We start from the raw sequence: 13,915 nt of genomic DNA on the forward strand, positions 1-13,915 counted from the left end.
CCCTTGTGGGCGCCGCATCGGACGGTTGTGCGATGCTCGGCGCCGTGGAGACCAGGTCAGTCAGTCCCGTGTTCGTCGGCCGGGCCGGTGAGATCGCCGCCCTGACCGACGCCCTCGTCCGCGCCACCGACGGGGAGCCCCAGGCCCTGCTCGTCGGCGGTGAGGCGGGCGTCGGCAAGACGCGGCTCATCGAGGAGTTCGTGGCGGCGGCCTGCGACCGGGGCGCGTACGTCGCCGTCGGAGGCTGTGTCGAGGTCGGCGCGGACGGGCTGCCGTTCGCGCCCTTCTCCACGGCCCTGCGCTCGTTGAGCCGCCGGCTCCCGGACGAACTGGCCGCGGCGGCGGCCGGCCAGGAGGGCGAGCTCGCCCGCCTCCTGCCCGAGCTCGGCGACGTCGGCAGCCACGAGCCGTCCCACGAGGACTCCACCGCCCGCCTCTTCGAGCTGACCGTACGGCTCCTGGAGCGCCTCGCCACCGACCGGACGATCGTCCTCGTCCTGGAGGACCTCCACTGGGCCGACGCGTCCACCCGGCACCTCCTCTCGTACCTGCTCCGCACACTGCGCCGGGGCAGGATCGTCGTCGTCGCCACCTACCGCTCCGACGACATCCACCGTCGCCATCCGATGCGCCCCCTCCTTGCCGAACTCGACCGGCTACGGACCATCCGCCGCATCGAACTCGCCCGCTTCACCCGCGCCGAGGTGCGCCGCCAGCTCACCGGCATCCTCGCCGCCGAACCCGACGCCGCACTCGTCGACGAGGTCTTCGACCGCTCCGACGGCAACGCCTTCTTCGTCGAGGAGCTCGTCGTCTCCCACCAGGTCGGCTGCGCCCCGGGCGCTCTCAGCGACTCCCTGCGCGACCTGCTGCTCGTCCGCGTCGAGACGCTGCCCGAGGACGCCCAGCGGGTCGCCCGGATCGTCGCCGAGGGCGGCTCCACCGTCGAGTACGCGCTGCTCGCCGCCGTGGCCCGGCTCTCCGAGGACGACCTGATCGAAGCGCTCAGGGCCGCCGTCGGCGCCAACATCCTGCTCGCCGTCCCCGACGGCGAGGGCTACCGCTTTCGGCACTCCCTCGTCCGCGAGGCCGTCAGCGACGACCTGCTGCCCGGCGAGCGCTCCCGCCTCAACAGGCGTTACGCCGAGGCCCTGGAGGCCGACCCCTCCCTCGTCCGCGCCGACGAACGCGCGACCAGGACCGCCACCTACTGGTACCACGCCCACGACCCCGCCAAGGCGCTGCCCGCCGTGCTCCGCGCCTCCGTGGAGACCCGCAAGCGCTACGCCTACGCCGAGCAACTGCGGCTCCTCGAACGGGCCATGGAGCTCTGGGACGAGGTGCCGGCCGACGTACGGAGCTCCCTGCGGCCGATGGACTACGCCGAGGCCTACCCTCCGTGCGGCTGCGACCCCGAGACCACCCCGCTGCGCTACCTCGACCTGCTCGCCGAGGCCGCCATCGCCGCCCGGTTCTCCGGGGAACGCGAACGCGCCCTGAAGATCGGCAAGATGGCGCTACGGCTGCTCGAAGAGGAGGGCGAGGACAGCGACCCGCTGCGGAGCGCCTGGTTCTGGACCGAGCGCTCCCGCATCATGTCGAGCCTCGGGCGGTCCGACGGCTGGGCCGAGATCGCCACCGCCCAGGAACTCGTGAAGGGCCTCTCGCCGTCCGCCGTCCACGCCGTCGTGCTCACCGTGGCCGCCGGCTGGGGCATGCTCCACCGGCCCGGCCCGGAGAGCCTCGCCGCCGCCGAACGCGCCGTCGAGTACGCCCGGTTGGTCAAGGCCGAGGCCATCGAACTCGGCGCCCGCGTCACCCTCGGCACCCTCCAGGTCTCGGCCGGCTCCCTGGAGGAGGGCCTCACCTCGATGTACGAGGTGCGCGACCGGACCCTCGCCCTCGGGCTGTACCACGAGTGTGCCCGCACCCACGTCAACCTCTCGTCCAGCCTGGAGAGCCTCGGCCGCTCCCGGGAGGCCCTCGGCATCACCGAGGACGGCCTGCGCCTCGCCGGAGCCCACGGCCTCCTCGACAGCCAGGGCTGGATCCGCGCCAACCAGGCCGAGTCGCAGTTCTCCCTCGGCCTCTGGGACGAGACCCAGCGCAACGGCGAGTGGCTGGAGGACGCCGGACGGAGCTCCAAGCCGCGCGGCTCCGCCGCCCTCCGGCTGGCCCAGCTCGCCGTCGCCCGAGGCGAACTGGCCGTGGCCACCACCCAGTTGGCCGCCGCCGCCGAACACTTCGGCAAGGCCGACCCGATGCCGCAGTACACCATCCCGATGCGCTCCGTGGCCGTGAGCATCGCCGCCGGAAGCGGGCGGATCCACGAGGCCCGGGCCGAGGTGGCCGCCGCCGCGGAGATCGGGTTCCCGCCCGGCACCCATCGCGACGCCTGGCCGCTGCTCCTCGCCGCCGCCACCGCCGAGGCCGACGCCCGCGGACTGCCCGCCGCCGAGGAGGGCCGTGACGAGGCGATCGCCCTGCTCCGCCGCAGCGCCCTGGGAATGGCCGCCCCGGCGCCCGTCTGGGAGGCGTACTCCCGCCACACCTCGGCGGAGCTGGACCGCGCCGAGGGCCGCCACCCCGTCGACCGCTGGACGGAGACCGTCACCGCCTACGAGTCCCTGGAACGCCCCTACCTGCTGGCCCTCGCGCGGCACCGCCTCGCCGACGCCCTCCTGGCGGAGGGCGGTCGGCGAGACGAGGCCGCCGCGCTGCTCCGCGAGGCCCACACCACGGCCGTCCGCCTCGGCGCGCACCCGCTCCGCGAGGACATCGAACTCCTGGCAGCCCGCGCCCGCCTCCCGCTGACCGCCCCGGACCGCGCCCCGGAACCGGAACCGGGCGACGACGCCTTCGGCCTGACCCCCCGGGAACAGGACGTCCTGCGCCTGGTCGCCGCCGGCCGGACCAACCGCCAGATCGCCGAGGAGCTCTTCATCTCCCCGAAGACGGCGAGCGTCCACGTCTCCAACATCCTCGCCAAACTCGGCGTCTCCGGCCGGGGCGAGGCCGCCGCCCTGGCCCACCGCCTCCGCCTCCTGGAGCCGACGCCCTAGGGGCGGGCCGTGCGGCGGATCAGCCCCTAGGGGCCGTCCGGCGGCCCCTAGACAACCCCGCCCTCGTCGCCGTCCCCGCCGTCGCCGCCGTTCCCGTCGCCGTCCCCGTCCTCGTCGCGGACGGTCACCGGGGTCGGCACGCGTATCAGCACGGCGCCGGAGCTGAGGTCGATCGGCCCCCGCGAGGGGTCTGCGTCCCCCAGGTCCTCCCGGGTCAGCTCCAGCCGCTGCCGCTCGTCCTCGGTGTGCTGACGGCCGGGCGCGAACAGGTCTTCCATCATGTTGAACATGGTCTCCGCCTCCTACTTCACCTCCAACCGGAGGATCTTGTCGTCGCCGGGCCCGGGCGTGCCCCGGGTGTCGGTCTCGCTCGTCGTCAACCAGAGGCGGCCGTCACCCGCTGCCAGAACCGTGCGCAGCCGCCCGTACTCCTCCACGAGGAACGCCTCGGGGTCCCCGGAGCGTTCCGCTCCGGACAACGGGATCCGCCACAGGCGCTCGCCCCGCAGCCCCGCCATCCAGATCGCGCCTTCGGCGTACGCGATTCCGCTCGGCGAAGCCTCGTCCGTTCTCCACTGGGCGACCGGGTCCACGAAATCGGAGACACCGGCCACGCCCTCAACCTTCGGCCAGCCGTAGTTCTTCCCCGCCTGGACCAGATTCAGCTCGTCCCAGGTGTTCTGGCCGAACTCGGCCGCCCACAGCCGCCCGTCCCCGTCCCACGCCAGGCCCTGCACATTGCGGTGACCGTACGAATAGACCACCGAGCCCGGGAACGGATTGCCCGGTGCCGGCTTGCCCTCCGGCGTCATCCGAAGGATCTTGCCGCCCAGCGACTCCAGATTCTGCGCGAGCCCTGTCTCGCCCCGCTCGCCCGTCCCCGCGTACAACATCCCGTCCGGGCCGAACGCGATCCGCCCGCCGTTGTGCACGGTCCCCTTCGGGATGCCCGAGAGAACCACCTCCGGCGCGCCGAGCCGGTCCCCGGCCCCGCCTCCGTACGGCATGCGCACGATGCGGTTGTCCGCATCGGCTGTGAAGTACGCGTACACCTGGCCGCCGCGCACGGCGAGGCCGAGCAGCCCGCCCTCTCCGCCGGGGACCACCCCCGGCACCTCTCCGACCGGCGTCTTTCTCCCCGTCTCCGCGTCGACCCGGGTGATCGTGCGCTCGTCGCGCGAGGCGACGAGGAGGTCACCGTCAGGCAGCGCGGCCACGCCCCACGGCGACTCCAGGTCCTCGGTCAGCGTCCCGGCGACGCGCACGGCGCCCGGGGCGCCCCGCGACCCCGATGCCGTGGCGGACGCGGACGCCGACGCGGACACGGTCGCGGACGTGGAAGGGGAGGGAGGCGAGGCCCCGTCCCCGTCTCCGTCCGACGCGCACCCGGTCAGCAGCCCCAGCACGGCGGCGGCTCCCACAGCTCCCACAAAAGCTCGGCCCACGGTCCCGATCCCTTCCAGCGGCGATCACTACCCTTGATACACCGCTCGGCCCGATCAGGTTCCCGCCCGCGCCCTCAGTCCCACGATCCGCGCGGTCCCGGCAGTCCCGCGATCTCCGCCAGGTCCCCGGCCGTCAGCGCCAGCTCGGCCGCCCGCGCGTTCTCCACCACCCAGTGCTCCCGCTTGGCGCCAGGGATCGGCACCACGTGCGGTCCCTGCGCCAGCGCCCACGCCAGCGCGACCTGCGCCGGAGTGACGTCCTCCCCGTGCCGCGCCGCCACCCGCCGCAGCCCCGCCACGAGCGGCTGGTTCGAGGCCATCATCTCGGCGGTGAACCGGGGGTGGCGGGCCCGCGGGTCGTCCGGCTCGAAACCGCCGCCGGGCGTCAGCGTCCCGGTCAGGAACCCGTTCCCCAGCGGCATCGCGGCCAGGAACCCCACACCCCGCGCCTCGCACCACGGCAGCAGCCGCGCCAGCGCCTCCGGCGACCACACCGACAGCTCGGCCTCCACCGCGCTCACCGGAAACACCTGCTGGATCCGCTCCAACTGCCGGATCGTTCCCTCGAACACGTCGGCCGCCGTCCCGCGCCTCGCCGCCCGTGCCCCGACCGCGCAGAACCCGAGCGCCCGCACCTTGCCCGCGGACACCAGATCGGCCATCGCGCCCCAGGTCTCCTCGACCGGCACCTCCGGGTCCGCCCGGTGCAGCTGGTAGAGGTCGATCACATCCGTCTGAAGCCGCCGCAGCGAGGCGTCACAGGCCCGACGCACGTACCCGGGACGCCCGTTGGCCACGACATGCTGATCGCCCACGAGCAGGCCGCACTTCGTCGACACGAACGCCTCCGCCCGGCGCTCCTTCAACGCCCGCCCCACCAACAGCTCGTTGGTGAACGGCCCGTACATGTCGGCGGTGTCGAGCAGGCTCACCCCGGCGTCCAGCGCCGAGTGCACCGTGCGCAGCGACCGGTCGCCGCGCTGCTGTGAGCAGCTGTAGGCCCAGTTCATCGGCATACAGCCCAGGCCGACCGCGCCCACGTCGAGCGCCGCCGCCCCGATAGTCCTGCGCTCCACCTGCCGGTACCCCTCCCTGTGCCGTCCCCCAAAGTAACCAATGGCGGCCGGGATTCTTCGCATAGCCTCCCGGTCATGACGATCGATGAGACGACCACTGACGTGTGGCTTCCGATTCCGGCGGACGAGATCGAAGGGCTTCCCGACCCGGGCGCGTCGGGGCTGAACTACCGCTTCTGGGACGGCGGTCCCGACCTTCCCGCCGACCCGGCGCGCTGCGGCTTCTACGTCGTCCCGTACATGAAGGGCACGGAGGTCGCCGTCCGGCCGCTCGCCGCGATGGCCTCGGTCCGTGTCGTGCAGACGCTCTCGGCCGGCACGGACCATGTGACGCCCGGACTCGGCGCGCTGCGCCCGGGTGTCGACCTGTGCAACGCCAAGGGCGTCCACGAGGCCAGTACAGCCGAACTCACCATCGCCCTGATCCTCGCCTCGCTGCGCGGCATCCCGGGATTCGTGCGCGGGCAGGACAAGGAGGAGTGGCGGGCCGGCTTCTACCCGGCGCTCGCCGACAGGTCCGTGCTGATCGTGGGGTACGGATCCATCGGCGCCGCAATCGAGGACCGGCTCGCGCCTTTCGAGTGCGCGCGGGTGGTGCGCGTCGCGCGCTCCGCACGCACCACGGAGCGCGGTCCCGTCCACCCCCTCTCCGAGCTTCCGGCCCTGTTGCCGCAGGCCGACGTGGTCGTGCTCTCCACTCCGCTCACGCCCGAGACCCGGCACCTCGCCGACGCGGGCTTCCTCGCCCGGATGAAGGACGACGCCCTTCTGGTGAACGTCGCCCGAGGTCCCGTGGTGGACACCGCCGCTCTGCTCAAGGAGGTCGAGAGCGGCCGGATCACCGCGGCCCTTGACGTCACCGACCCCGAACCGCTGCCGCCGGGCCACCCGTTGTGGCACGCTCCCGGTGTTCTGGTGAGCCCCCATGTGGGCGGTTCCACTTCGGCGTTCATGCCGCGCGCCAAGCGGCTGATCGCCGCCCAGCTCACCCGCTTCGCGGCGGGGGAGCGACCGGCCAACGTGGTCCTGACCACCTGAGCAGGCGAGCCGGACCGCGCGCCCCTCGGTGCGCCCGCCGTGAGCCCCCAGACAGTCACGGAGAGTACAGCAACCCTGTCCCTGAGTGACGGTCCTGGTGTATCGTCCCGAAGTGGGGGGCTGCGTCGAGTACGAGCTGACGCCGGGGAGCGAAGTGACGGGTCATCAGATTCCGAGGGGGGCGACGGGTGATGTACGGCCGATGGACCGACGATCCGACGCGGCGGGGCCGCCGTCGACGACCCTCGCGCGCGACGACGACACCGGGCCGCCCCCGCCGGGCGCCCACCTCCGCAGGGCGAACGGCGCCACCGGTCTCCCCGCCCAGACCGACCGGCGCGGCGGCGACGCGGACCCGGGCGCCGATCGCGTTACCGCACCCCCGCGTGCCGTTGCCCACGGAAGCGCCGAGGCCCACGGAGGCGCCCAGAGCGTCCAGGCCCAGGGAAGCGCCCGCGGCGTCCACGGAAGTGCCCGTGGGCGTGAGCGCGCGCACGGAAAGCCGTCGGGGACGATGACCGCCCCCGGTGCGCTGATCGAGCGCGGTCAGGTCACGGGCGGGGGCGGGGCCGCTTCCGGGTCCGGCCGGACCCGGCCCGGGCCCGCTCGCTGCGGGGTCCCCCCGCTCGTCACCCAGATCCTCCTCGGACTCGTCTGCGCGGGGTACGCCACCGGCGCCGCCCTCGGCTGGGGCTCCGAGCGACTGGCCCTGGTCATGGGCGACTTCGGCCTCAGCGCCGCCGCCTTCGCCGCCGCCGTCTCCTGCTTCCTCTACGCGCGCGTGCACGAGAACCGCTTCCGCCCCGCCTGGCTGCTCTTCGCCTTCTCCTCCGGGATGGCCGCCGCAGGGAACGCCGTCTGGGGCTGGTACGAAGTCGTGCTCCACAAGGACGTGCCCAGCCCGTCCCTGGCCGATCTCTTCTTCCTGCTCTTCGCGCCGCCCGCGATCGTCGGCCTGCTCGTCCTCGCCAAGAAGCCCGTCACCCGGGCCGGCTGGGTCTGCCTCGTCCTGGACGCCTGGCTGATCGGCGGCTCGCTGCTCACGCTCTCCTGGAGCCTCGCCCTCGCGCACACCGCCCACTTCGAGGGCGAGAGCGTCGCCAGGGCCGCGCTCACCCTCGCGTACCCCCTGCTGGACATCGTTCTCGTCAGCATGGTCCTGGCCCTGCACTTCCGCCGCTCGCAGCTGAACCGCTCGGCGACCAACACCGCCATCGCCGCCCTCGCCCTGACCGTGCTGTGCGACGCCCTCTTCACCTCCCCGCTGCTCCGCGAGAACTACACCTCGGGCCAGCTCCTCGACGCCGGCTGGTTCGCGGGCTCCCTACTGCTCGCGTACGCCCCCTGGGGGGCCCGCCGCCCGGTCCCGGTCACCGGAACGGCGTCCGCGCGCGCCCAGCGCCACCACAGCCGCCCCGTCGCGGGCTCGCTGGCCGCCCTCACCCCGTATCTCGCCGCCGCGGTCTGCACGCTCGGCATCCTGTACAACGTCGTCGAGGGACGAAGAGTGGACCGCGTGGTCGTCCTCACCGGCTGCACGGTCGTGCTCGCGCTGGTCGTGCGCCAGGGCATCATGCTGCTCGACAACATCGCCCTCACCCACGAACTGGCCCAGAAGGAGAACCACTTCAGGTCCCTGGTGCAGGGCTCCAGCGACGTGATCATGATCGCCGCGCCGACCGGCATACTCCGCTACGTCAGCCCCGCCGCCTCGGGGGTCTACGGACGGGAGGCCGAGGACCTGATCGGCGAGGAGCTCGCCTCGCTCATCCACCCCGAGGACCTCGGCGGGGTCGTGCACGAGGTCCGCCGCTTCCTCGCGGCTCCTCCTTCGGAGGAGCCGACGACCCGGATCGAGTGCCGCTTCCGCTCCGGCCGGGGCGACTGGCTCAACGTCGAGTCGACCGTCAACCGCCACCAGGGCGGGCTGATCTTCAACAGCCGGGACGTCACCGAACGGGTCCGCCTCCAGGCCCAGTTGCAGCACAACGCGGAGCACGACCCGCTCACCGACCTGCCCAACCGCGCGCTCTTCACCCGGCGCGTCCGCAAGGCGCTCGCGGGCCGCCGCGCCTCCGACCCCGGCACCGCGGTGCTCTTCATCGACCTCGACGGCTTCAAGGGCGTCAACGACCGCCTCGGCCACCAGGCGGGGGACGAGCTGCTCGTCCAGGCCGCCCGCCGCCTCCAGGACTCCGTACGGGCCGGGGACACCGCCGCCAGGCTCGGCGGCGACGAGTTCGCGGCGCTCATCCTCGGTGACGGCTCCCGGGACCGCGTGGCCCGCGAGAACCAGGTCCACGAGATCGCCGACCGGCTGCGCCTCACGCTCTCCCAGCCGTACACCGTCGAGGGCGGGAACGAGGTGCGCGTCGCCGCCTCCATCGGCGTCGCCTTCGCCGAGCCCGGCATCAGCGCCGGAGAGCTGCTGCGCAATGCAGATCTGGCCATGTACCGGGCCAAGGCCGCGGGCAAGGACCGCGTCGAGATGTACGCCCCGCAGATGCAGGCCGAGGTCGTCCGCAGGACCGAACTGGCCACCCGGCTGCGCACGGCACTCGACGACGGCGAGTTCGCCCTGCTCCACCAGCCCGTCGTGGACCTCGCCACCGGCCGGATCACCGCCGTCGCCGCCCAGGCCCGCTGGCGCTCCGCGCAGGGCATCCTCTTCACCCCCGCCGAGTTCCTGCGGGTCGCCGACGACGGCGAGCGCATCGCCGAGCTCGGCCGCTGGCTCCTCGAGCACGCCGTCGAGCAGGCCGCCGAACGGGCGAGTCTCGGCCATCGGACGCCGGTCTCCGTCCGGCTCCCCGCCCGCCGGCTGCTCGACCGCTCACTGCCGCTCGGCTCCGTAGAGGCGCTGCTGACCCGGCACGGGCTCCCCTCCGGCTCCCTGATGATCGAGCTGGCGGACAACGACCCCCGGGTCTCCTTCGACGACCTGGAGCAGCGCCTGGTCTCCCTGCGCCGGCTCGGCGTCCGGATCGCCCTCGACGGCTTCGGCAGCGGCTACGCGGCGATCAACGCGCTCCGCCGCCTCCCCGTCGACGTACTGAAACTGGACAGGGGCCTCGTCGAAGGGGTGGTCGAATCCGCCCGGCTCCGTAAGATCACGAGCGGACTGCTCCGCATCGCATCGGACCTCGGGCTCCAGTCCGTCGCCGACGGGGTGGACGTCCCCGAGCAGGTGCTCGCCCTGCGCGCCATGGGCTGCACCCACGGTCAGGGCATGGCGTTCTCGGGGCCGCTCGACGAGTACCGGCTGCGCCGGGCGCTCGTCCGCGGCGAGTATCCGCTCCCTGGTGGGGCGGCGGTTCCCGTCGGAAACGGCCCCGCACGTCCTCCGATCCGCTCAAATAATGAGACGCCCGTCCCACCCACTTGACACTGGTAGTGGGTCGGGGGGAGGGTCAGTGCCATGCGCACCCGAATTCTCGTACTTGGAAAGCGCGTCGGCTGAAGCAGGGCCATGACGGCCCGGCTTGAACGCACCCGACGCGCTCCCCTCGCTTGCCACCCGGCACGAGGGGTTTTTTGTTGCACCGGCTCCAGTCAAACCCTGTCAAAACACTCGCAAAAACCCTCTGCTTCGAGAAGAGAATGCTGATGACCGAGCAGGCCACCGGGCACCATCCGCAGCCGCGGACCCGTAACGGCGGACAGTCCGCCACCATCGTCGAGCACGTCACGGGTGCGCAGTCCCTCATCCGTTCTCTCGAGGAAGTAGGGGCCGACACCGTCTTCGGCATCCCGGGCGGCGCCATCCTGCCCGCGTACGACCCGATGATGGACTCGCAGAAGGTCCGCCACATCCTGGTCCGGCACGAGCAGGGCGCGGGCCACGCCGCCACCGGCTACGCGCAGGCCACCGGCAAGGTCGGCGTCTGCATGGCGACTTCGGGGCCGGGCGCCACCAACCTGGTCACCCCGATCGCCGACGCCCACATGGACTCCGTCCCGCTGGTCGCGATCACCGGCCAGGTCGCCTCGAAGGCCATCGGCACGGACGCCTTCCAGGAGGCGGACATCTGCGGCATCACGATGCCGATCACCAAGCACAACTTCCTGGTCACCAAGGCCGAGGACATCCCGAGGACGATCGCCGAGGCCTTCCACATCGCCTCCACCGGCCGTCCCGGCCCGGTCCTGGTCGACATCGCCAAGGACGCCCTGCAGGCGAAGACGGTCTTCAGCTGGCCGCCGCAGACCGACCTGCCCGGCTACCGCCCGGTGACCAAGCCGCACGCCAAGCAGATCCGCGAGGCCGCGAAGCTCATCAACGCCGCCAAGCGCCCCGTCCTGTACGTCGGCGGCGGCGTCCTGAAGGCCGGCGCGACCGCCGAGCTGAAGGTCCTCGCCGAGCTCACCGGCGCCCCCGTCACCACCACCCTGATGGCGCTGGGCGCGTTCCCCGACAGCCACCCGCTGCACGTGGGAATGCCGGGCATGCACGGTGCGGTCACCGCCGTCACCGCGCTGCAGAAGGCCGACCTGATCGTCGCCCTCGGAGCCCGTTTCGACGACCGCGTCACCGGCAAGCTGGACAGCTTCGCCCCGTACGCCAAGATCGTCCACGCCGACATCGACCCGGCCGAGATCGGCAAGAACCGCGCCGCCGACGTCCCGATCGTCGGTGACGCCCGCGAGGTCATCGCCGACCTGGTCCAGGCCGTCCAGGCCGAGCACAGCGAGGGCAACAAGGGCGACTACACCGCCTGGTGGAGCGACCTGAACCGCTGGCGCGAGACCTACCCGCTCGGCTACGACCTGCCGGAGGACGGCAGCCTCTCGCCGCAGCAGGTCATCCAGCGCATCGGCCAGCTCGCCCCCGCCGACACCATCTACGCGGCCGGCGTCGGCCAGCACCAGATGTGGGCCGCGCACTTCATCGACTACGAGAAGCCGGCCACCTGGCTGAACTCCGGCGGCGCCGGAACGATGGGCTACGCGGTCCCCGCCGCCATGGGTGCCAAGGCCGGCATGCCGGACCGCCCGGTCTGGGCGATCGACGGCGACGGCTGCTTCCAGATGACCAATCAGGAACTGGTCACCTGCGCGCTCAACAACATCCCGATCAAGGTCGCCATCATCAACAACGGCGCCCTCGGGATGGTCCGCCAGTGGCAGACCCTCTTCTACAACCAGCGCTACTCCAGCACGGTCCTGCACGCCGACGACACCGGCCACGACGCCACCGGCTCCCAGGTCGGCGCCAGCACGGCGCCCCGCAAGGGCACCCGCATCCCGGACTTCGTCAAGCTGTCCGAGGCCATGGGCTGTGTCGCGCTGCGCTGCGAGGACCCGGCCGACCTGGACAAGGTCATCGAAGAGGCCAACGCCATCAACGACCGCCCGGTCGTGATCGACTTCATCGTCCACGAGGACGCCCAGGTCTGGCCGATGGTCGCCGCCGGCACCTCCAACGACGAGGTCATGGCCGCCCGGGGCGTCCGCCCCGACTTCGGCGACAACGAAGACGACTGAGACCGAGAGCCGTAGGAAGAGGAACGACGCACATGACTAGGCACACGCTCTCCGTCCTGGTGGAGAACACCCCCGGCATCCTCGCCCGGATCGCCGCGCTGTTCTCCCGGCGCGGGTTCAACATCGACTCGCTCGCCGTCGGTGTCACCGAGCACCCCGACATCTCCCGCATCACCATCGTGGTGAATGTCGAGGACCTGCCGCTGGAGCAGGTGACCAAGCAGCTCAACAAGCTGGTCAACGTCCTGAAGATCGTCGAACTCGAGCCCTCCGCTGCGATCCAGCGGGAGCTCGTCCTGGTGAAGGTCCGCGCCGACAACGAGACCCGCTCCCAGATCGTCGAGATCGTCCAGCTGTTCCGCGCCAAGACGGTGGACGTCTCGCCCGAGGCGGTCACCATCGAGGCCACCGGTTCGAGTGACAAGCTCGACGCGATGCTCAAGATGCTGGAGCAGTTCGGCATCAAGGAGCTCGTGCAGTCCGGCACGATCGCCATAGGGCGTGGTGCGCGGTCCATCACGGACCGCTCGCTGCGGGCCCTCGACCGCAGCGCCTGATCGTCAACCGCCGGCTGACCGCCCGTCCACCGCGGCGGTCCGCCAGGCGAGACCCGAAAACCTTCCTCCCGCTCCCCGCCGTACGGTGGGACGCAACACCAGCACATCAAGGAGATTCCCAGTGGCCGAGCTGTTCTACGACGACGACGCCGACCTGTCCATCATCCAGGGCCGCAAGGTCGCGGTGATCGGTTACGGCAGCCAGGGCCACGCCCACGCGCTGTCGCTCCGTGACTCGGGTGTCGACGTCCGCGTCGGCCTGCACGAGGGCTCCAAGTCCAAGGCCAAGGCCGAGGAGCAGGGCCTGCGCGTGGTCACGCCCGCCGAGGCTTCCGCCGAGGCCGACGTCATCATGATCCTGATCCCGGACCCGATCCAGGCCAAGGTCTACGAGGAGTCCATCGCGCCGAACCTGAAGGACGGCGACGCCCTCTTCTTCGCGCACGGCTTCAACGTCCGCTTCGGCTTCATCAAGCCCCCGGCCGGCGTCGACGTCGCGCTCGTCGCCCCCAAGGGCCCGGGCCACCTGGTCCGCCGCCAGTACGAGGAGGGTCGCGGCGTCCCCGCGATCGCCGCGGTCGAGCAGGACGCCACGGGCAACGCCTTCGCCCTGGCCCTCTCGTACGCCAAGGCCATCGGCGGCACGCGTGCGGGCGTCATCAAGACGACCTTCACCGAGGAGACCGAGACCGACCTCTTCGGTGAGCAGGCCGTCCTGTGCGGTGGCGCCAGCGCCCTCGTCAAGGCGGGCTTCGAGACCCTGGTCGAGGCCGGCTACCAGCCGGAGATCGCCTACTTCGAGTGCCTCCACGAGCTGAAGCTCATCGTCGACCTCATGTACGAGGGCGGCCTGGAGAAGATGCGCTGGTCCGTCTCCGAGACCGCCGAGTGGGGCGACTACATCACCGGCCCGCGCATCATCACGGACGCCACCAAGGCCGAGATGAAGAAGGTCCTCACCGAGATCCAGGACGGCACCTTCGCCAAGAACTGGATGGACGAGTACCACGGCGGTCTGAAGAAGTACAACGAGTACAAGACCCAGGACGAGAAGCACCTCCTGGAGACCACCGGCAAGGAGCTGCGCAAGCTCATGAGCTGGGTGAACGACGAGGAGGCGTAAGCCTCTCGGGGCGGGGGGGGGGGGGGGGGGGGGGGGGGCCGGGCCCCCCCCGCCCCCCGGGCCCCCCCCCCCCCCCGCCGGGGGGGGCGGGGGGGGCGGGGAGGAGGCGAGCCCGCACCGCCCCACCAAG

The 13,915-nt window shown here is 72.1% G+C and carries 9 protein-coding genes; 6 read left to right on the plus strand and 3 right to left on the minus strand.

Annotated elements, in window-relative coordinates:
* Nucleotides 1-32: 32 nt before the first annotated feature.
* A complete protein-coding gene (locus tag ACGFYP_RS21395) occupies nucleotides 33-3,062 on the plus strand; it encodes an AAA family ATPase (RefSeq protein ID WP_393495676.1) in 3,030 nt (1,009 codons plus the stop codon).
* Between the two features lie 47 nt (nucleotides 3,063-3,109).
* On the opposite strand, the gene ACGFYP_RS21400 is transcribed toward ACGFYP_RS21395, so the two are convergent.
* The 3 genes from ACGFYP_RS21400 to ACGFYP_RS21410 form a co-directional block, all read right to left on the minus strand.
* A complete protein-coding gene (locus ACGFYP_RS21400; protein ID WP_393495679.1) occupies nucleotides 3,110-3,352 on the minus strand; it encodes a DUF6191 domain-containing protein in 243 nt (80 codons plus the stop codon).
* 12 nt (nucleotides 3,353-3,364) lie between these two features.
* Nucleotides 3,365-4,492, minus strand: a complete 1,128-nt coding sequence (locus ACGFYP_RS21405; protein ID WP_393495682.1) for a PQQ-dependent sugar dehydrogenase — start codon at nucleotides 4,490-4,492, stop codon at nucleotides 3,365-3,367.
* An 89-nt stretch (nucleotides 4,493-4,581) separates the two neighbouring features.
* Entirely contained in the window at nucleotides 4,582-5,583 is a 1,002-nt protein-coding gene (locus ACGFYP_RS21410; protein WP_393495685.1) for an aldo/keto reductase, read from the minus strand.
* Between the two features lie 75 nt (nucleotides 5,584-5,658).
* Between ACGFYP_RS21410 and ACGFYP_RS21415 the strand changes: the two genes are divergently transcribed.
* From ACGFYP_RS21415 to ilvC, 5 genes are all read left to right on the plus strand, one after another.
* Nucleotides 5,659-6,621, plus strand: coding sequence for a 2-hydroxyacid dehydrogenase (locus ACGFYP_RS21415; protein WP_393495688.1), 963 nt, complete (start codon nucleotides 5,659-5,661; stop codon nucleotides 6,619-6,621).
* 514 nt (nucleotides 6,622-7,135) lie between these two features.
* Complete coding sequence (locus tag ACGFYP_RS21420; RefSeq protein ID WP_393495780.1) at nucleotides 7,136-10,006, plus strand: putative bifunctional diguanylate cyclase/phosphodiesterase; 2,871 nt, start codon at nucleotides 7,136-7,138, stop codon at nucleotides 10,004-10,006.
* A gap of 221 nt (nucleotides 10,007-10,227) precedes the next feature.
* Nucleotides 10,228-12,105, plus strand: a complete 1,878-nt coding sequence (locus ACGFYP_RS21425; RefSeq protein WP_361959191.1) for an acetolactate synthase large subunit — start codon at nucleotides 10,228-10,230, stop codon at nucleotides 12,103-12,105.
* Nucleotides 12,106-12,137: 32 nt separating this feature from the next.
* A complete protein-coding gene (ilvN, locus tag ACGFYP_RS21430; protein ID WP_215065241.1) occupies nucleotides 12,138-12,662 on the plus strand; it encodes an acetolactate synthase small subunit in 525 nt (174 codons plus the stop codon).
* A gap of 121 nt (nucleotides 12,663-12,783) precedes the next feature.
* Nucleotides 12,784-13,785, plus strand: a complete 1,002-nt coding sequence (gene ilvC, locus ACGFYP_RS21435; protein WP_393495693.1) for a ketol-acid reductoisomerase — start codon at nucleotides 12,784-12,786, stop codon at nucleotides 13,783-13,785.
* Nucleotides 13,786-13,915: the final 130 nt, after the last annotated feature.

It is taken from the genome of Streptomyces sp. NPDC048370 (genome assembly GCF_043200825.1).
Classification (GTDB): Bacteria; Actinomycetota; Actinomycetes; order Streptomycetales; family Streptomycetaceae; genus Streptomyces.

Bases quoted from the DNA above. Each gene is read 5' to 3' on its own strand.
- ACGFYP_RS21395 (WP_393495676.1), top strand. From the start codon at position 33: ATGCTCGGCGCCGTGGAGACCAGGTCAGTCAGTCCCGTGTTCGTCGGC.
- ACGFYP_RS21400 (WP_393495679.1), bottom strand. From the start codon at position 3,352: ATGTTCAACATGATGGAAGACCTGTTCGCGCCCGGCCGTCAGCACACC.
- ACGFYP_RS21415 (WP_393495688.1), top strand. From the start codon at position 5,659: ATGACGATCGATGAGACGACCACTGACGTGTGGCTTCCGATTCCGGCG.
- ACGFYP_RS21420 (WP_393495780.1), top strand. From the start codon at position 7,136: ATGACCGCCCCCGGTGCGCTGATCGAGCGCGGTCAGGTCACGGGCGGG.
- ACGFYP_RS21425 (WP_361959191.1), top strand. From the start codon at position 10,228: ATGACCGAGCAGGCCACCGGGCACCATCCGCAGCCGCGGACCCGTAAC.
- ilvN (WP_215065241.1), top strand. From the start codon at position 12,138: ATGACTAGGCACACGCTCTCCGTCCTGGTGGAGAACACCCCCGGCATC.